At 69.6% G+C, this 18,887-nt stretch carries 16 protein-coding genes and 1 pseudogene; 11 read left to right on the forward strand and 6 right to left on the reverse strand.

Going from position 1 to position 18,887, the window contains the following annotated elements; genetic code table 11:
* Positions 1-7: 7 nt before the first annotated feature.
* The 3 genes from codB to fxsT all read right to left on the reverse strand — a co-directional run bounded on the left by codB (position 8) and on the right by fxsT (position 4,716).
* Positions 8-1,309, reverse strand: coding sequence for a cytosine permease (codB, locus tag ACI78S_RS08890; RefSeq protein WP_456972309.1), 1,302 nt, complete (start codon positions 1,307-1,309; stop codon positions 8-10).
* Positions 1,306-1,794: a nucleoside deaminase gene (locus ACI78S_RS08895; RefSeq protein WP_456972311.1), complete on the reverse strand. Its 489-nt coding sequence runs from the start codon at positions 1,792-1,794 to the stop codon at positions 1,306-1,308. Before ACI78S_RS08895 ends, codB begins: the two co-directional genes overlap by 4 nt.
* Positions 1,795-1,911: 117 nt before the next feature.
* The gene (fxsT, locus tag ACI78S_RS08900) at positions 1,912-4,716 is read right to left on the reverse strand and encodes an FxSxx-COOH system tetratricopeptide repeat protein (RefSeq protein WP_456972313.1); all 2,805 of its coding nucleotides are present in this window, start codon (positions 4,714-4,716) and stop codon (positions 1,912-1,914) included.
* A 404-nt stretch (positions 4,717-5,120) separates the two neighbouring features.
* Between fxsT and ACI78S_RS08905 the strand changes: the two are divergent.
* The 3 genes and pseudogenes from ACI78S_RS08905 to ACI78S_RS08915 all read left to right on the forward strand — a co-directional run.
* Positions 5,121-5,795 (forward strand): annotated as a pseudogene (locus ACI78S_RS08905) (CpaF family protein); the annotation flags it as partial.
* Between the two features lie 31 nt (positions 5,796-5,826).
* A complete protein-coding gene (locus tag ACI78S_RS08910) occupies positions 5,827-7,362 on the forward strand; it encodes a recombinase family protein (RefSeq protein ID WP_456972315.1) in 1,536 nt (511 codons plus the stop codon).
* 408 nt (positions 7,363-7,770) lie between these two features.
* Entirely contained in the window at positions 7,771-8,121 is a 351-nt protein-coding gene (locus ACI78S_RS08915; RefSeq protein ID WP_456972317.1) for a hypothetical protein, read from the forward strand.
* 101 nt (positions 8,122-8,222) lie between these two features.
* On the opposite strand, the gene ACI78S_RS08920 is transcribed toward ACI78S_RS08915, so the two are convergent.
* From ACI78S_RS08920 to ACI78S_RS08930, 3 genes are all read right to left on the reverse strand, one after another.
* Complete coding sequence (locus tag ACI78S_RS08920) at positions 8,223-8,528, reverse strand: hypothetical protein (RefSeq protein ID WP_456972318.1); 306 nt, start codon at positions 8,526-8,528, stop codon at positions 8,223-8,225.
* Between the two features lie 453 nt (positions 8,529-8,981).
* Complete coding sequence (locus ACI78S_RS08925; RefSeq protein WP_456972320.1) at positions 8,982-9,524, reverse strand: hypothetical protein; 543 nt, start codon at positions 9,522-9,524, stop codon at positions 8,982-8,984.
* Positions 9,521-10,315: a hypothetical protein gene (locus ACI78S_RS08930; protein ID WP_456972322.1), complete on the reverse strand. Its 795-nt coding sequence runs from the start codon at positions 10,313-10,315 to the stop codon at positions 9,521-9,523. The genes ACI78S_RS08925 and ACI78S_RS08930 overlap by 4 nt, the downstream gene beginning before the upstream one ends.
* Positions 10,316-10,701: 386 nt before the next feature.
* Here ACI78S_RS08930 and ACI78S_RS08935 point away from each other — a divergent pair, with 386 nt between their 5' ends.
* The 8 genes from ACI78S_RS08935 (at position 10,702) to ACI78S_RS08970 (ending at position 18,884) form a co-directional block, all read left to right on the forward strand.
* Complete coding sequence (locus tag ACI78S_RS08935) at positions 10,702-11,682, forward strand: HNH endonuclease (protein ID WP_456972324.1); 981 nt, start codon at positions 10,702-10,704, stop codon at positions 11,680-11,682.
* A gap of 1,201 nt (positions 11,683-12,883) precedes the next feature.
* Positions 12,884-13,159, forward strand: a complete 276-nt coding sequence (locus ACI78S_RS08940; RefSeq protein WP_456972326.1) for a hypothetical protein — start codon at positions 12,884-12,886, stop codon at positions 13,157-13,159.
* 201 nt (positions 13,160-13,360) lie between these two features.
* Positions 13,361-13,714, forward strand: a complete 354-nt coding sequence (locus ACI78S_RS08945) for a hypothetical protein (RefSeq protein WP_456972328.1) — start codon at positions 13,361-13,363, stop codon at positions 13,712-13,714.
* Positions 13,711-14,157 carry a hypothetical protein gene (locus ACI78S_RS08950; protein WP_456972330.1) on the forward strand — a complete coding sequence of 149 codons (447 nt, stop codon included), beginning with the start codon at positions 13,711-13,713 and terminating at the stop codon, positions 14,155-14,157. The genes ACI78S_RS08945 and ACI78S_RS08950 overlap by 4 nt, the downstream gene beginning before the upstream one ends.
* Entirely contained in the window at positions 14,154-14,558 is a 405-nt protein-coding gene (locus ACI78S_RS08955; protein WP_456972332.1) for a hypothetical protein, read from the forward strand. The genes ACI78S_RS08950 and ACI78S_RS08955 overlap by 4 nt, the downstream gene beginning before the upstream one ends.
* 334 nt (positions 14,559-14,892) lie before the next feature.
* A complete protein-coding gene (locus ACI78S_RS08960) occupies positions 14,893-15,441 on the forward strand; it encodes a hypothetical protein (protein ID WP_456972334.1) in 549 nt (182 codons plus the stop codon).
* 519 nt (positions 15,442-15,960) lie between these two features.
* A complete protein-coding gene (locus tag ACI78S_RS08965) occupies positions 15,961-16,593 on the forward strand; it encodes a recombinase family protein (protein WP_456972336.1) in 633 nt (210 codons plus the stop codon).
* A complete protein-coding gene (locus ACI78S_RS08970) occupies positions 16,590-18,884 on the forward strand; it encodes a DNA-methyltransferase (RefSeq protein ID WP_456972338.1) in 2,295 nt (764 codons plus the stop codon). The genes ACI78S_RS08965 and ACI78S_RS08970 overlap by 4 nt, the downstream gene beginning before the upstream one ends.
* Positions 18,885-18,887: the final 3 nt, after the last annotated feature.

The following is an 18,887-nucleotide window of genomic DNA, read 5'->3' on the forward strand; positions in this document are numbered from 1 at the left end:
GCGCCGCTCACGCCGCCGCGGGATCGAGCGTGGGACGCCGTCCCCACTGCACGGCGACGACGCCGACCAGCGCGACCACGGCACCGACCACCGGCGGGATGAACCACTCCGCCTCGTTGCTCCACCACGCGGCGACCGCGGCAGCCGCGTAGGCGGCGAGGTTGCGCCACTCGACGGCCGGGAGCGCCGACGTACCGGGCATGCCGTGCCGCCAGCGGGCCAGGAAGTCGCCGATGACCACCCCGCCGAGCGGCGGGATGAGGATGCCGAGCCACACCAGGTACTCGACGAGGTTGTCGTAGATGCCGGTGATCGCCAGCAGGGTGCCGATGACCACGCCGCCGACGACGAACGGCTTCTTGGAGCGCGAGTTGGCGATCTCCGCCCCGGCGACGCCGAAGTTGTAGGCGGTGTTGTCGTTGGTGGTCCACAGGTTGGCGACCAGGAAGACCAGCCCCCAGCCCACCAGGCCCAGCTGGTAGAGGACGAGCACGAAGTCGCCCTCGCCGAAGGCCAGCGCCCCGATCGCCCCGAAGCCGAGCATCAGCAGCTCGCCGACGAGGAAGGCCACGATGCAGGCCCAGAAGCCGGCCGACGGGGTGCGGGCGAAGCGGGTCCAGTTCGGCGCCTGGGTGCCGCCCGAGGCGAAGGTGCCGACGATGATCGTGACGGCGGCGGCCAGCGACATCGTCCCCGCCGGCTCGATCGCGGTCAGGCCGCTCCAGCCGCCCACCTCGTCGAGCGAGCGCCAGGTGACCCAGCCGGCGAGCACGAGCATCAGCGGCACCGACACCACCGACAGCGCGTACATGCCCTTGTAGCCGTAGTAGGCGGTGACGCCCATGACCGCGCCGCCGGCCACCATGAGCACGATCTCGGTGCCGCGGCCGGTCCAGTCGAACGCGCTCGCGGTGAGCCCGGCCAGGGTGGCGACGGTGACCCCGTACCAGCCCACCTGGGTGCCGCCCAGCAGCAGCGAGGCGAACTTCGCCCCGACGTGCCCGAGCGTGTAGCGGCACATCATCACGGTGGTCAGCCGGGTGCGGGCGCCGATGCCGCCGATGACGCCGACGTACACGCCGAGGACGGCGCTGCCGAGCAGCAGCACCCAGATCAGCGAGGTCACCTCGAAGGCGGCGCCGATCTGCGCGCCGGCCAGCATGGTGGGGGTGAAGAAGGTGAACCCCAGCAGGACGACGGCGACGGAGAACAGCGACCTGCTGGCGTGCCGCGGGACGGGCTCGATCGGGTAGTCGGGGTCGACCTCGGCAGCGGGGGACGGGGCCTCGGGGGTGGTCCTGCTGCTCATCGCTGCGCCTCCTCCTCGTCGTCGTCCTCGCCGATGTCCTCGTTCCAGAGGGCGGGGTGCGCGGCGATGAACTCCTCCATGAGCCCGATGCACTCCGGCTCGTCGAGGACGAGCACCTCGACCCCGTGCTCGGCCAGCCAGTCGTGCCCGCCGGAGAAGGTGCGGGCCTCGCCGACCACCAGCCGGGAGATGCCGAACTGGCGCACCAGGCCGCTGCAGTACCAGCACGGCGAGAGGGTGGTGACCATCGTGGTGCCGCGGTAGGTGCGCTGGCGGCCGGCGGCGCGGAAGGCGTCGGTCTCGCCGTGCACCGAGGGGTCGTCGTCCTGCACCCGGCGGTTGTGCCCGCGCCCGAGCACGGTGCCGTCGGGGCCGACGAGGGCGGCGCCGATCGGGATGCCGCCCTCGGCGCGGCCGGCGCGCGCCTCCTCCACGGCGACGGCCAGCCACCGCCGGGCGGTGGCCTCGTCGAGCGGTCCGGTCATCGGCTGTCCTCTCTGCGCGCTCGGCGGAACGGGTCGGCTCGACGGTGGCACGGATGGTCGCCGCCGCGCACGTGCAGGCGTCCTCGCCTCCGGCGGCACCCGGGCCGGGGTGCCGGTTCAGAGGGCTCGGACGACGTCGGTCAGGAACACCGTGATCGGGTGCTTCGGTCCGAGCACGCGCCGGCAGCGCGGCAGGATGTCCGCCCCGAGGGCGCGGGCCTGCTCCGTCTCGCCCAGCTGGGCCAGGACCAGGGGGAGGGCGGCGCCCGCCGACAGGGTGATGGCGTGGTCGGCGCCGAGCACCCGCCGGCACCGCTCCCAGACGTCCTGGCCCAGGGCGCGGGCCTGGTCCGCCTCGCCCCCCAGCAGCCGGGGGAGGATGAGGGCGGAGCCCGTCAGCAGGGTGACGGGGTGATCGGGACCGAGCACCCGCGAGCAGCGCTCCCAGCCGTCCTGCGCCAGGGCGCGGGCCCGCTCCACCTCCCCGAGCTGGACCAGTGCGAGCGGCAGGGGGGCGCCCGCCTGCAGGGTGATGCCGTGGTCGGCGCCGAGCACCCGCCGGCACCGCTCCAGGGTGTCCTGGCCCAGGGCGCAGGCCCGCTCCGCCTCGCCGTCGGCCAGCTGGGCCAGGGTCAGGGCGGCGGCTGTCAGCAGCGAGGTCGGGTGGTCGGGGCCGAGCACCCGGTGGCACCGCTGCAGGGCGTCCTCGCCGAGACCGCGGGCCCGCTCCACCTCACCCATCGTGATCCTGGCGACGCCCAGCAGGGCCGTCGCCAGGAGCGAGGTGGGGTGATCGGGGCCGAGCACCCGCCGGCACCGGTGCTCGGTCTCCTCGCCGAGGGCGTGCGCCTGCTCCACGTTCCCGAACGTGATCCGGGCGCCGGCGAGGTTCGTCGCGGTCAGCAGGGTGACCGGGTGCTCGGGCCCGAGCACCCGGTGGCAGCGTCGCAGCGTGTCCTCGCCCAGGGGGACGACGGCCGACTCCTGCTCGCCCAGCACGTACAGGGTGAGGACCAGGGTGCCCGCGGCGGTCAGCGTGTCCGGGTCGTCGGGGCCGAGGACCGATCGCCAGCGGTCCAGCAACTCCTCGCAGACCGCCCGGCAGGCGTGCGTGTCCCCTCGGGCGTGCAGGTAGCGGGCCGTGTCGAGGACCATCCGCCGGCCGGCGGGAGACCCGTCGGCCTGCCGGGCGACGGCGAGGACGTGGGCACCGAGCCGGGCGTAGGCGGTCCAGGTGCTCTGGTCCTCCGGGTCGCCCGGGAGGGCGGCGGCCAGGAGGGCGACCGCGTCGTGGATCCTCGCCCGCTGCCGGTCGTCCGGGAGCCGGTGCCGGACCACCGCCTGGACCAGCCGGTGCAGCTCGAAGCCGTCGGTGTGGCGGCGGGCGAGGGAGTAGCCGACCAGCGCGCCGACGGTGTCGGCCAGCGCGTCGGGATCGGCGGCGGCGCTGCGCAGCGGCTCGTCGACGACCTCGGGGTGCTCGCCGATCAAGGTCAGCGGGACGGGTTCGGGGGCGAGGAAGGAGGCCAGCTCCAGCAGCGCCACCGCGGCCGGGTCCTGGTCGCGCAGCCGCTCCAGGGACAGCGTCCAGGTGGTGTCGAGCCGCCCGTCGTAGCCGACCACCTCGCCCTTGCCGAGCAGGGTGGCGCGGCGGGTGCGGAAGCGGCGCAGGTAGTCCGCCGGCGGGAGGTCGGTCTGCTCCAGGTAGCCGGCCGCCTGGGCGGCGGCCAGCGGCAGGTCGCCCAGTTCCGCGGCGAGCTCGTCGGCCAGCTCGCCGTCCAGGCCCGGGAGCCGCGCCTGCAGCAGGCCGACCGTCTCGGCGCGGGTGAGCACGTCGACCTCCATCCGGCCGCCGAGGGCGCCCCAGCCGGGCGAGCGGGAGGTGATCAGCACGTGCCCGGCTCCGCCGGGCCGGTAGCCGGCGACGTCGGCCGGCCGCTCGACGTTGTCGAAGACCAGCAGCCACCGGTCCCGGTCGCGCAGCTCGTCGAGCAGCCGGTCGACGGTGTCGGGCACGGTCGGCCCGACCGGCAGGTCCAGCCGGGCGGCCAGCGCGGTGAGCTGGTCCGGGACCAGCACCGCCTGCTGCGCGTCGATCCACCACACCAGGTCGTAGTCGGCTGCGAACCGGTGGGCGTACTCGAGCGCCAGCTGGGTCTTCCCCACGCCGCCCAGCCCGTAGAGGGCCTGCACGACCAGCGTCGTCTCCCCGGTGCGCAGCCGCCGGCGCAGCTCGGCCAGCATGCCGTCCCGGCCGGTGAAGTGCGGGTTGCGGGCCGGCGCCTTCCACACCCGGCGGGGGACCGACGCGGGGGCCGCGTGGTCGTCCGCCGGTCCCGTCCGCAGCGGCGGGAACCGGGTCGGCAGGCCGGCGATGTCGAGCTGGTAGAGCGGGGCGGGCTGCGGGAAGTCCTTGAGCCGGTGCTCGCCGAGGCTGCGCAGGGCCAGCCCGGCCGGCAGCTCGTCGCCGACAAGGGCGGCGGCCGCCTGGGACAGCAGGACCTGGCCGCCGGACGCGGCCGCGGCGATCCGCGCGGCGTGGTGCACGGCCAGCCCGACGTAGCCGTGCGCGACGACGCCGGCCTCGCCGGTGTGCAGGCCCATGCGCAGCCGTACGCGCAGCCCGTCGGGCCACCGGTGGGCCGCCAGGGCACGCTGAGCGCGCGCCGCCGCGGCCACGGCCTGGCCGGTGGTCGGGAAGGCCACGAAGAAGGAGTCGCCCTGCGTGTCCACCTCGTGGCCGCCGTGCTCGGCGACGGCGGCCCGCAGCAGGCGCTGGTGGTCCGCCAGGACGGTCGCGTAGGCCTGCCGGTCCCGCCGCAGGAGCTGCGTGGACCCCGCGATGTCGGTGAACAGGAAGGTCACGGTGCCGGTGGGGAGACGGCCCCCGTCGGCCTGGTCGGTCGCGAGGTGGTCGGCCACGGTCCGCTCCCCCTGCTGATCCTCGGCCCGGAAGGTCAGCTCGTCCCCGCGAGGATAGGAACAGCGCCACCGGTGAGCCAGGACCCCGGGCCCGGCGATCGGCTGCCCGGGAGAGGTCGCCTGAACGGGTGGTCCTGCCGTGCGGTTGTCCACAGAACGTCACCGACCGCGCCCGCGGACCGCCCGGTTCTCTTACAGTCCCGCGCGTGCCGAGCGCCCTGGACGTCGTCGACGGGGAGGTCCGCGAGCTGATCCGCCGCCGCGGCCTCGACCCGTTCACAGACCCCGGCCCGGTGCGGGTACTGGTGCGCGACGTCGTCGCCGACTACTCCGAGCGGTCGCTGACCTCGGCGCTGCCGCCGATCGCCGACCCCGAGTCGGTCGTGCGCGACGTGCTCGACCGGGTGGCCGGGTTCGGGCCGCTGCAGCGCTACCTGGACGACCCGGAGGTCGAGGAGGTCTGGGTCAACGAGCCCGGGCGGGTCTTCGTCGCCCGCCGGGGCCGCAGCGAGCTGACGACGACGATCCTGGAGCCCGGGGAGCTGGCCGACCTGGTCGAGCGGATGCTGCGCACGAGCGGCCGGCGGATCGACATGTCGACGCCGTTCGTCGACGCGATGCTGCCCGACGGCTCGCGGCTGCACGTCGTGATCCCCGACATCACCCGCCTGCACATGGCGGTGAACATCCGCAAGTTCGTGCTGCAGGCGCACAGCCTCGACGAGCTCGTCGCGCTCGGCACGCTGACCGCCCACGCCGCCCGCTTCCTCGAGGCCGCGGTCGCCGCCGGGCTCAACGTCCTGGTCTCCGGGGGCACCCAGGCGGGCAAGACGACGCTCCTGAACTGCCTGTGCGCGGCGATCCCCGCCCGGGAGCGGGTGATCACCTGCGAGGAGGTCTTCGAGCTGCGGGTGCCGCTGCCCGACGTCGTCGCGATGCAGACGCGCCAACCGAACCTCGAGGGGGCCGGTGAGATCCCGCTGCGCCGGCTGGTCAAGGAAGCGCTGCGGATGCGGCCCTCCCGGATCGTCGTCGGCGAGGTGCGCCAGGAGGAGTGCCTCGACCTGCTCATCGCGCTCAACTCCGGCCTGCCGGGTTTAGGGTTTGGCCATGCAATCGGACCCGGGTCGAGCAGGCATCTACTGCCGAATCTCGATCACGAAGGAGAACCGGGACAAGGTCGGAGAGCAGGAGGCAGCCTGCCGTGCTCTCGCAAAGCGGCTGGGGTTGACGGTGGCCGAGGACGCGATCTACGCCGACGACGGCATCAGCGCGTCCACGTTCAAGGATCGGCCCGGCTGGAAGCAGCTCCTCAAGGACATTCGCGCCCGGAAGTTCGACGTGCTCCTGGCGGTCGAGGAGACGCGCTTCACGCGCCAGCCTCTGGAGAAGGAAGAGCTGCAGATCGCGTGCGCCGACAGCGGCGTCACCTGGCACACCCTTAGCGAAGGCGCGACCGACCCGAGGACCAGTGGCGGGCTCCTCATGTCCTCCATACGAGGCATCCTGGCTCGCCAAGAAGGTCAGCTCCGCTCTGAGCGGGTCCTCAGGGCGAACACGGCCAAGCGGGCAAGGGGTGAGCCCACGCTCGGGCCGCGCCCGTTCGGCTTCATGCCGGACCGGGTCACCCACCACCCGACTGAGGCGGCCGAGCTGCGCTGGGCCTACGAGCACATCATGGACGGCGGCACGCTGTACGCCATCGCCAAGAAGTGGAACACCGAGGGCGTCAAGACGGCCAGCAACTACCGGAAGCCGGGCAAGGCCAATGACACCTGGTCCTACGCCGCCGTGCGACAGCTCCTCCTGCGGCCCCGCAACGCAGGCATCTACATGCACCGCGGCGTCGAGCTTGACGTCCCTCCTCGCTGGGAGCCGATCGTCAGCCGTGACCTGTTCGACACAGTGGGCGCGCTCCTTCGCGACCCGGACAGGCGCAGGACCGACCGGCGTGAACCCACCTGGCTCCTGGCCGGCATCGCACTCTGCGGCGTCTGCGGCGCTCCGATGCGCTCAGCGCTCGGATCCAGCCGCGGGAAGCGTTGGCCGGTCTACCGCTGCGCGAAGAAGGGTGGGATCGCACCGGCCTCGGGGCGTCACGCGGCCATAAAGTGCGAGGAACTCGACCATCTCGCCCGTGAGGCGGTGGCCGACTTCTTCCTGTTCGCCCCGTCCGAGGAGAGGCACGTCTCCGACCCCGAAGTAGCTGAGGTGCGCCGGATCCGTGCTCTCCTCGCGCAGATCGGCCCGCAGATCGACGCCGCCATGCGGGAGGCCGTCCGGGGCAGCAGCGCGCGGCGGCAGGCAGCAGCCCGGCGACAGCTCGATGAGCTGGAGGCGGAGGAGGCCCAGCTACAGGCCAAGCTGGACGAGCACGTACAGGCGTCAGCGCGTGCCGCGATGCTGGCGGAGGCGACCAGCGCCCTCCTCCCTCGCGGAAAGCGCGCCGACTTTGCCGCGGTGGCGGAGCACAAGCGCGCGCTCATGTCGCGCTTCGATGGCCTGCCCCTCGCCCAACGCCGCACCCTGGTTCGGCAGCTCATCACGGTGACGGTGAACCCCGGGCGCGGGAGCGGGCGCGTCGACGTGGTCCATGTGCGTGCGCCGTGGCTGAGCGAGGGCGACGACGAGATGGCGGCGGTGTAGTCCGTGCCCAACGCAGCCTACGTCGGGGTGCTCCGGCGGCTGCGGGATCTCCAGCGGGGGGCAACTGGCCTCGGATCCGCGGGGCCGCTCCACCGGCGCTCAGGGGACCGTCGGTGGTGACGTTGATGGCCAGGGCGTCAAACCCGTACAAGGGAGATGAGCCACGAGAACCTGCCCGATCTACCCGAACCGGATCGTCGCTCCCAGCAGCGGCGGAAGGCGGCAGAGGTCGCCCGTGCGAACTTCACGAGGCACCGGCGCTGGATAGACGCGCACGGTGTAAGTCGCCCAGCCTCCGAGCACCCTCTCTACGACACCTGGAAGCACGCTCGCGCCCGGTGTCACCAGGCTCGCCACGAGCGGTACGCGGACTACGGCGGGCGCGGGATCCGGCTGTACTCCGAGTGGGTGGACGATCCGGTCGCCTTCTTCGAGTGGGTGCGGGTGAACCTGGGCCCGCGGCCGAGAGGGGCGAGCCTCGACCGCATCGACAACGATCGCGGCTACTTGCCCGGCAACCTCAAGTGGTCGACCGCCGCACAGCAGGCGAGCAACCGACGCAGCTGCAAGTCGGACATCGGTTCGGCCTGCGATGACTGCCCACAGCCGCTGCTCTGCGGTGACCGCCTCGCCTGTCCGCTCGACGCTTTGCCGTGGGACGCCGCTCGGGTAGCCCTCAATCGGCACCGCAGTATGTGGCCGGAAGGAACTTCGGGCAGGCGGGACGAGGACGATGGGGACGATTTGCGGTCACAGTGAACGCAACCGCCGTCCAGCTCACGAAGCGGTGAGCGGGCGCGGGCTCACCAGCTGCGGCGAGGGCCCGGCCACCCGAAGGCGGCCGGGCCCTCGCTGAGAGGTCAGCCGACCGGGTCCTCGTAGTTGAGGTGGTCGCCGGGACCGTGCTCTGCCGTGAAGCAGCGAGGCCGGGTGTTGTCCAGCCACGCGTACTGCCACTGGACCCGCGTGCGCGACTCCCGCGCCTTGAGACCGAGGTCGCCCTCCGCGATGTTGCGGACGAAGGCCTCGGCCTTGTCCCCGAGCACCTGCTGCAGCTCGACGCCGGTCATGTTCTTCCGGAGCCGCGGTCCCTCCGTCACGTCCAGCTCGACGCTGACGATCAGCTTGCGAGGAGTCGGGTCGCCCTTCGCGGTCTTGTCCTGCATGGTGTTCCTCTCCGGCCGGGTCCCTCCCGTGCCGCGTGGTGCGTACGCCATTCGAGGCTGACTTGCAACTCCCCGGCGTCCACGCGGGCTGAATGCGGCCTGCGACAGCCTCCCCTGGCGGTCAGCAATGCCCGTCGCGGGGGGAGTTGGGGCCGGCCGCGTACCAAGTGCTCCAGAGGCGCTGAGGAGAGTCGGCGCGACACGGGTCCGGGCTCGTCGTGGCCGTAGTACTGCATCGAGGGGCGTACGTGCGGCATACCGGATGACGGGCTGACCACCTCGGAGATTCAGAAGGCCTTCGGGCACACTGGCTCCCTGTGTCTCTGGGTGCCTCTACTTGCCGCTAGGAGATGCCGCGCACTTGGGTAGGGGCACGGTGCCTTCCGCCGGCTCACGAGGAGGAAACCAGCCTTCTTTGCTTTAGGGACGAGCGGCCCTCGACTGAGGCTAGGGTCACGGAGCCTCCACTTCCATGTAGTACTCATCCCAAGCGGCCGCCACCAGCTTGTCTAGCTCTCCGTCGGCATATCCCAATCGGCGGCCGATCCGGCGGACGATGCGAATACGGTCCCGGATGCGAGCCCGAAGGTCCTCCCACTCCTCGGCGGCGTCGTATGTCAGTTGACGAGCATCGTCAGTTTGCACGGCATCTCTCAGGTTTCTGTATTTCCTCCGGCCCACAGCGCATCGCGTGACATCCCGCGTCAGCAAGGTCTTCTGCTGGCTCATGTTAATCTCGTTGAGCCGTTCGGCATTCTCATTAGGGTCGAGCACTTCATAAACTCCAAATCCCAGCTCGCAATCCAGAACAAGCGGGCCGTCACCAATCTTCAGATCCCTGTACCGATCCTCGAATGTGTGTTCAAGGTAGGGCATCTCGTCGATAGCCTCTTGCTTCGTGAATTGCCGTCGGTCAAGAGCGAATGCCCACAACTCCATTAGCTGCTCGTTGACTGGCGGCGTGCCGCGGCGAGGGCGCGGAGGTGTCTGAGTCACGACGCGCTCGTCTCGTCAAGCAGCCCATGCAGTTGCACGTCCAGGTCGGAACCCATGACTTGCCGCCGAAGCGCGGTCGTCCACTGCTCCACACCACGCAGCGCCGCACTGAGGGAGTCACGGTCTTCCGCTCCGAGTCCGACGTCCTCGAGTGCGCTCACTGCAGCCCGCAGGCTTACCTTCGCGCGCCCGAGGTCAGCGAGGGCATCCCCGACTGCACTCGGCTGTGTCAGGTCGGGGTCCCGAAGACCCGGGCGCACGCCGGCGGTCCTTAGCTCCTCGTCGGCCACCCGTGTGCGGGCCTCGTCGAAGCGACGACGCGTCGCTTGGTGGGCGGCTAGGCCTCGCAGGATTTCCGGGCGCTCGGCCAGGTGGCGCGTCAGCACTTCGGTCAGCTCGCTGGCCGGCTTCTCGGACATAATGCGGTCGAGCGAACTGGGGTTGTACTTGCGTGCGTATCCGAGGTCCGCTCGTAGGTCGTTCACCCGCCACTTCCCTTCCCGCACCTTCGTCGCAAGCCATTCGCGGCCCCGGCCGGCCCGCGCAGCTTCCAGGTGGGCGGTGTAGGAGGCACCCTCGACCGCCTGGCCGTCAAATACTTGATAGACCAGGATGGCTTCCTTTAGCGAGGTCTCGCTTCGCTCCACGAGATTGGCCAGCTGGCCGAGTTGGCCGATGCGATCAGCCTCTAGTGCCGGCTTGCCCTGCAGTACTGCGATCTGCGTCTTCCCTCCTTCCAGGTTGAGGAACTCGTCAGCTAGTAGTCGCACTCTCGTGCCGTCGTGCGCCATTCCCGTCCTCCGTTCACAGCCCCCCAGCGGGGCTTGTGACGCGGTACTCGACCACGCTCGGCGGCCATTTGCAAGAGGTGGATCCGCGGCGATAGGCGAGTCGAACAGTGCGTGACGGAAGGGCTACGTTTCGGCGGAATACTTATGCATGGCGCTATTTCATTGATTAATGATTGTTGTGCGCGAGCCCGCCTTGAAGAAATTCATCGATCCATGCACCGTGATGCATAACCATGCAGGCGGCTGCCACGGTGTGAGCTATGGCTCAGCGCCCCTCGGTCGGCATGAGCACACGCTCCCCGTGAGCCGGTCGTCGCGTGCGGGCGGGACCAGTGGCACCCCGTCAGGTACGCCGGTTCCGTCTGCCCGGCAGTTAGCCTCCGCGAGTGCCACAGCCCGACGCGACCCGTGAAGACGTGCTAGCTGCGATCGAGGACTTCGATGCGCTCGGCCAGGAAGCTTTTCTAGCCAAGTACTCGGAGTACGGCTTCGGCCCCGCGCGTGACTACTTCGTCAGGCACGGCGGCCAGTTCTATGACTCCAAGGTGCTGCTCGCGGCAGCTCACGGGCACCGACATGGTGAGCCTCTCTCGGCTTCGGACTTCTCCGGTGGCGACGCGGCGGCGGCCAGGGTGCTGCGGGGGCTGGGGTTCGTAGTGACCGAGCCGAATCCGGACTGGACCGAGGATGAGATCGTGCTGGCCTGCGATCTTGTGGCGCGCAACGGCTGGAAGGAGCTGCGCGCAAGCCGGCCCGAGGTCGTCGAGCTGTCGGACCTGCTCCAGCGGTACTCCCGGCATCCCGTCGAACTGCGCGGTCCGCGGTTCCGCAATCCCAACGGGGTCGCCCGCAAGACCTCGGACATCTACACCCAGCACCCGGACACGACCGGCGCGCCAACGAAGGGCAACAAGCTCGACCGCGCTGTGCTTGAGCAGTTCCTGGCAGACCCGGCCGGCATGGCGCAGCGGGCCGCCGCCATCCGGGCCGCGATCGACGCGCCGGAGGTCGCCGCCCCGCTGCCCGACGTGGACCTCGGCGCTTCCGCTGACGAGGGCCGCGTCCTTGAGCGCATTCAGATCGTGCGGGAGCGCGATCCCAAGCTTCGCCAGCAGAAGATCGACGCCGTTCGGGCCGCCGGCGGCGAGGTGGCGTGCGAGGTCTGTGGCTTCGACTTCGAGCAGACCTACGGCGAGCGCGGCCGGCAGTACATCGAGGTTCATCACCGGACGCCCTTGCACGTCACCGGCAGAACCCGGACCAAGCTGCACGAGCTCGCGCTGCTGTGCAGCAACTGCCACCGAATCATCCATCGGTATCAGCCGTGGCTGACGGTTGATCAGCTCATTGGGCTAGTGAGGCCGTGACCTCGTACGGGGAATCCTTCACCTGAGCACGCGTCCTGCCTCACGTTCAGCGCTTCCGGTGCAGCCCTCAATCGGCACTGCAGTATGTGGCCGGAAGGTTCTGCTCCCGAGCCGGAGGACGACGGCGGCGCCCAGGACGGTGCCCAGCCGTGGCATTAGACGCGGCCCCCGACAGGCTCAACCGGCGGTCAGCAGCCCTGCCGCTGGGGGCAGCTGGGCCGACCGCGCACGAAGTGCTCCAGCGGCGTTCAGCGAATTTGGCACTACGCGGGGTCCGGGATAACTGTGGCCGTAGTTCCTGGTGCGGGCCTGAACAGCTCGTGGCCGGCGGGTGTGTGCATGGGAGAGCCCCCGCCCCGGATACCGGACACCTGCCAGGCAGGGACGGACTCGGACACGCCGTCCTACCCGTGGTCACGCACGCTCTCGATCACGGGTAGGGAGGGCCTGTCCGTGTCCGTTTCCTGACAGTCCAGAGAGCGCGCGAACCAGCGCGCACGAGGGGCTGGGTCCGGGGAGCGCGGGGCCGTATCACCCTGTGTGGACCTCCTGACGCTGGCTTATGGCCGGGTCACCCTTCCGCCGCCCCGCGGCGACCAGGGCGACTGGCTGCCGCTCTGCGCCACGCCGCACGGCACCTTGTACCGTCGCCGGCTCCTGGCCGCGGGCAGCTACACGGATCCGGTCACCGGCTCCCAGCTCGCGGTCGACGCCGACCTCCTCGACGCCCTCTGGGCCAACTTCGCCGCACGGGCGTCCGGCTACGTGCCCGTCCAGGCAGCGAACAACGAGGACCCGGACGACTGCATGGGCGAAGTCGTCGCCCTAGAGGCCACCGCCGGCGGGCTGGACGCTCTGGTCGACCTCCGGTGCGCTCCCCCGGGTCAGCGGCTCCCGGCCGGCGCCGTCACACCGACGGTTGCCCTGAACTACATACCCGACACGGGCCGCCCGGCCGGCCCCACGCTCCTCTCCGTCGTGCTGCTCGGTCGGGGGCTACAGCTCTCGGCTCGACGAGCACCCGGACCACCGCTTCCAGGGGTCCGGACCTGCTGTGGCCGATGTGTACCTCGTCGGGCCCGCTGCAGGGGTGGCCGCCGTCCGTCCGCTGAGCAGCTCCCGGACGGCGGCCAGCGGGCCCGGCACCCAAGCCGCCCCGGCGGTCCTCCTGCCGCCGGGGCTCCAACCACGAGGAGACGCCGTGAGCGACCTGTCCAGCCGCCAGCCCCTCCGCTTCAAGCTGGGCGAGCGCGGCAAGGTGGCCGAGCTCGGCACAGTCCGGGCACGGCATGAGGTCGACCGCCTGACCGGCCTCGCCGCCGAGATGGGCTACGTCCGCGCCCCGGGTCAGCCGGCCCGGCGCGGCGCTCCCCTGAGCACCGAGCGGGAGATCGACCGCTACGGCGAGTTGGCCGGCGAGCTGGGCCTGTCCGGTACCCGGTCCAACGACCGCAGCTTCCCGTCCCTCGGACGCTGAACCGTGTCTCGTCCCTGCGCATGGTGCGCCCGACACGACCGAGAGCAGCTGGAGGTCCGGGTCCTCCAGGGCGAGTCCATTCAGTCGGTGTCGGTCAGCGCTGGGCTGCCACACTGGCCAAGCGCAGGCCACCGGCACTTCCGCAACCACGTCAGCCCCGAGAAGCGCCGGATAGCCCGAGCCCACGTCGCGGACTTCGCCGTGCGGCTGGTGGCGCTGGCCGACGCCGCCGCTGAGCAGCGGGAGCGCGGAGAGGCCCGGGGCGACTCGCGCACGGTCCTGGCGGCTCTCCGGGCTGAGCGCGAGGTGATCGGCGAGCTGACCTCCGTCCTCGGCGTGACCCATGAGGAGATCGTCGAGCAGCTCCAGGAGGCGCGGGCCCTCATCCTCGCCGTCGTCAAGGTGGCCCGAGAGGCCCCCGCGCTGGCCGGGCTGCTGGCCCTTGAGCTGGACCGCTTGGGCCACGACGAGTTGGCCGACAGCCTCCGGACGCTGCTCGACCAGCGCCCTCTGCAGCATCCCGTCCCCACCATCACCAGGGAGATCGCCCAGTGACCACCACCGAGCCGACCGACCACCCCCTCATCCACTTCGTGTCGGCCATGTCCGTCCCCACCAGCCTGAGCACCCTCGGCGTGGGCCGGGTGTTCCGCTACGGCGACGAGTTGACCGTGACCCCCGAGGTCCGCGAGGCCAACCGGGACCGGAACGGCGTCTGCTGGCTGGACTGGCTGGACACGAGCGCCGACGCCTACACCCGCAACGGTCAGGAGGTCTGCCGCCGCGGCCCCTGGCCGGAGGGTCAGCTCCGCATGGAGCCGGGCAGCCCTGCGTGGGAGGACGCCCGCCGTCGGGCTATCGCCGAGGCGCTGGCCGTGGTCGACCCCGAGGAGCGCCGCGAGGCTCGCCGCCGGGTCGACGTGGAGTTCGGCCCCTCGGGTTCAACCTCGCGCACCCTCCAGGAGATCAAGCACCGTGACGGCGAGGCCCGCCAGTGACCAACGTGGACGACCTGCCGGGCAGCCGCAGTCAGCGCTGGCGCAGCCACTCCTTCATGAACGCGGTCGCGCTGCTGCTTCGCGACTGGGGCCTGCACGACGCGCGGCCGGCGCGGAAGGACGAGGCCGGCGACCTGGCTGGGGTGCCCGGCTTCACGATGACCGCCCGAAACGTCGCCAACATCGAGCTGAGCACGTCGTTGGACGCTGTCGTGGCCGAGGCCAAGGCCGCTCCCGGGGACCCAATGGCGGCGGCGATCATCGCTCGCCGTGGTCGGGAGGTGTCCGATGCCTACGCGGTGCTGCGGCTGTCCGACCTGGCTGACCTCATGGCCCAGGCCATCGGCACTGACGGCGCGCCCCTGTCCGCCCGCGTCCGCCCGCGTCCCGTCGAGCCGTGACCAGGCCCGCGCTGGGTCCGCGGGCCGCCAATCCCGTCCAATCACCTATGAAGGCTCGGGCGGGCAGGTCACCGGGATGGGTGGTCCGCGGGCTCAGCGGGGGTCTGGACAACGGCGAGGTGGATTACTGGTCGGAATGGCCGGCGCAGCGTCGGAAGCAGGTGCTAGCCCTGGTCGCGCAACTGTACCCCGACCACTCCGAGCAGTGGCACAGAATGTGGCTCGACCGCGCCCTCTACGCCAAGCTGCACGACGGCCGCGAGCCATTCTGCCCACCGCCTGAGCCATTCGACCGAAACCGCCATTCGGCAACCTCCAAGCGTAAAATGCCAAGGTGAGCAGACAGAATGGCTGGCGGTCGGAGAAGAAGCGCCGCCCGAGAGAAGCGGTCGCACCCTTCGTCGCGCGAATCCTCACCGAGCTGGCTGACGGCAACCCGGGCCTAGAGGTGCACGTGGGCGGCAGTTGGCGTCGTGGCGCGGAAATGATCGGCGATATCGACATTCTGGTGATCACAGAAGCCGGCACGCTAGCTCCCGACCTTCTTGATCCGGGTGTCATCCTCCCCGAATCCGTGACCTGGCAGCGGCGCGGCGCCCGCGTGGCCAACGGCGACATCGCGATCGCAGACGGACCGCTGCACGTCGACGTCTGGTCTGCGAAGCCCGAGTCGCGCGGCGCCATGCTGGCCTTCTTCACAGGTCCAATGCAGCTCAACCTCAGGCAACGGGCGAGGGCCAAGGCCATGGGTCTAGCGCTGTCACAGAACGGGCTAACCGACCGCGAGACGGGTGAGCAGCTTGACGACGGAACCGAGGAGTCGATCTACCGCATCCTTCACTGGCCTTGGCTTACGCCCGAGGAGCGGCAGCGGTACGCCTAGCGGCCAAGGTCGGGTCTGACCGCTCCGTGCTCCTAGCATGGCGTCCGTGTCAGCTGACCTCTCCCTCTTCGGCGACGACCAACCGGATGAACCGGTCCAGCCAGTCCAGCCGGTTCACGCGGAGCCTCCGATTGCCGACTGGCAGGTGGATCTTCTTAGGAAGACCCTGACCGCTCACGGCCTGACGACCATGTCCGAGCGTCAGCGGGCTATCGAGACAGCTGCTGGCCGGCCCGTTGAGTCGTTGCGATCGCTGACTCGTGCGGAAGGGATGCGCGTCGTGGAGCGACTCGGTCCTCCGCCAGCGTCGCAACAGCCCTCGACGTCCTCATGGGACAACCGTGACGAGGACACCTGGATCGATCGGCTCTGAGGCCGGCACTAAGAGTGCCTGTCCGTTAGCTTGCTTTTGGACACCCGCCTCGACGCTGCTTGTGGTCGCGTTGTCCGGGCCGACCAGCCGTTCAGAAGTCCGTCCACAAAATGACGTCTCACATTTGACATCGTCCCCGAGTTTTGATGTCTGTCAGCATGAGAAACCAACTACTCGGTTACACGCGCGTATCGACGCGGAAGCAGACGACCGACCAGCAGGTTGACGCTCTCGTTGCTGCCGGCGTCGACCCGGCGCGCATCTACACCGACGTATTGTCCGGCGTGCGATCGGATCGTCCAGGACTGCGTGACTTGCTCGCCTACGCCCGCGAAGGGGACACCCTCGTGGTAGTGGCCATGGACCGGCTCGGCCGGTCGCTGTCCCACATGGTCCGCACTGTCGAGGAACTGCAGGACCGTGGGATCAACATCAAGAGCTTGCGCGAGGGGCTGGACTTCTCCACCGCGGCCGGACGGTTGCAGGCGGCCATCTTCGCGGCCTTGGCGGAGTACGAGCGAGAGTTGATCAAGGAGCGAGCCGCAGCGGCCCGTGAGGCGGCTCAGGCCAGAGGCCGGCAGGTGGGTCGGCCTCGGGCTCTCAGCCCCAGCCAGGCGGAAACCGCACGCAGGATGCGCGAAGGCGGCTTCGACGTCACCACCATCGCCAAGACCCTCGGCGTCAGCCGGGCAACTGTGTACCGGTACGCAGACGGGGCATACCCCCAAACCGCGTCGTTCCCGGCATTGTCGGCAGCCGCTGGGAGGATGAGCCTGTGAAGCCGCCGACGCCTGACCGGGTCGCCTCCGTTGACGCCTTCTGCCGTCTGCTGGCGGACCTGAGCGGCATCGACACGCCTCCCGATGAGGCTGTCCTCGCTGGCCTAGCGGCCTTGATCGCCGAGCTTGGGCCGTCTCGGGAGGGCTGGGACAAGAGCCGCGCCGCGTTCTACGGGCGGATGAACCAGAAGCTGGCTCTGAACTCGCCGACCCTCAAGACGATCTACGCCCGTGCCGCTCGCCGGGGTGTGACCTTCAACTACCCGCAGAAGCGTGCTCTGGAGTGGGCGGTCAACACGTCAGACGTTCAGCGCTTCTCCGTCCTCCTCGATAGCTACGGAGTCCCAGAAGGCTTGCGCACCGAGCTCGTCTCGAAGTGTGAGCCGATCAGGCAAGAGGAGACGAGGAACCACCTCGGGAACGAGATCGCGCACCCGACCAAACTCCGCAAGGCTCACGGTCGGTCGGTCGAGGAGGATGTCGCAAGCGCCGCCGCCGGGCCCCTGGTGTGGTCGCTGTGGGGTGAGAGTGAACTCTTTTCCTACTTCGGCCCTGCCGAGGCGAAGCAGTTCGCGGGGATGCCGTACCTGGAGATGCTGGCGTCGCTGAGCCCTGCCCTGTTTGAGCGGAACCGGTCGCTGGTAATCCGGTTTGTCGATGTCCCCGAAGAGCGGACGAGCTTCTTGAAGACGCGTCAGCAGATGTTGGACTGGCTGGCCGGCGAATGGGAAGAGCTCGACAACTACGGCTTTCTTGCAGTGTGCATCCGCGTGGACGGACGCCGGTGGACTCACGGCTGGGAGTTGGCGAGTGATCTCTCCTACGTCGGTGAGCGCTTCCTTGAGCGCCCGATTCCCCGTGGGTACTTCCGATGGAAGGCGGTGGAGCAGGCCACCGTTCTGCATGTCCCGGCGGCATCGGACCCCGGAGCGCGATTCGAACTGGGGAACGAGGGCTTTAGCTATCGGGACACCTTTGTGCTTACCGAGGGGTCCGGCGAGGTAGCGCGTGCACTTGTCCTCTTTCAGAAGAATGACCGGGATGAGACCCTTCTTCCTTGCCCCGGCTGTCGGTCCGAGCGGGTGGAGGGCAATTCTTACCCAGCGCTCGGGGTGAAGAGCTGGGAGTGTCGAAACCCACTGTGTCCCGATCGCAGCATCTACAACCGAGGTAAGCGTTACGACTTCAGGGCCCTGATGAAGCAGTCTGCGATTATGGACCCTGCAAACGAGATTGCGGTGTCAAGTGTCCGCCGCTGGCAGCGTGATGTCGTCGCTGGCGCCACGGAGACCGAGATCGTGGAGACGCTCATTCAGCACTACTCCAAGCGGGGCGACGTCGTAGCGGTGTCGGGTCTCAGCGAGCCGGAGACTGGGACGTTTGATCGCAAGGTCGTGTTCACTGACGAACTGCCCAGTGGTAATGCATCAGCCGTCGACGATGCCGCGTTCTTCAAGCGTTATGCGCTAAGTCCGCGGCGGCCGCGGCCAGAGGACGGTAGTTTGACGCCCGAGGGTCCATGGCAGGTGATCAGGGGGGACTCGGGAGAAGTGCTGCCACTGTTGCCAGAGAACTGGTTCTCCCGAGCCGTTACATCCCCGCCGTACTACAACGCGCGCGAATACTCGCAGTGGCCCAACCTCTACTGCTACTTGCATGACATGGGGGTGATCGCGCGTGAGGTTTTGCGCGTCTTGAAGCCCGGCGGTGTATACGCATACAACATCTTCGACTACTTCGACAACGACAATGTGGTCGTTTTCTCAGACATGGGGAGGCGTCGGCTTACGCTGGCTGGCCTGACAGTCGACCTGTTTCGTCGAGCGGGGTTCGAGTTCCTTGGAAATACCCCCTGGGACAAGGGGGACATTGAAGGGAAGCGTGGCTTCAACGGCGGCAACTTCTCGCCCTTCTACCAGTCGCCCTTCAACTGCTGGGAGCACGTCCTACTCTTCCGGAAGCCGGGGCCTGGCGCCGATCTACCCGCGGAGTGGAGGTCGACGGCAGCAATCAAGCCAGTGTGGAAGATGGTTCGCGGGCAAAACACGCACGGACACACGGCGCCTTATCCGGTCGATCTAGCCAAGCTCTTCCTGCGTGGCCTATCGCCTGGTGAGTGGGTACTGGACCCCTTCGGGGGCTCCGGCACAACGGCGATGGCCGCTGTGGATCTTCATCTGAACGCTGTCGTCGTTGAGCAGCAGGCCGAGTACGCCGACCTCGCGGAACGTCTCATTCGGAGCCACATTGACGGTGCCGAGTTGCGCGCCGAGGAGTTGCCGCTCTTCTGACCG

The organism is Geodermatophilus sp. SYSU D00815, from assembly GCF_054050035.1.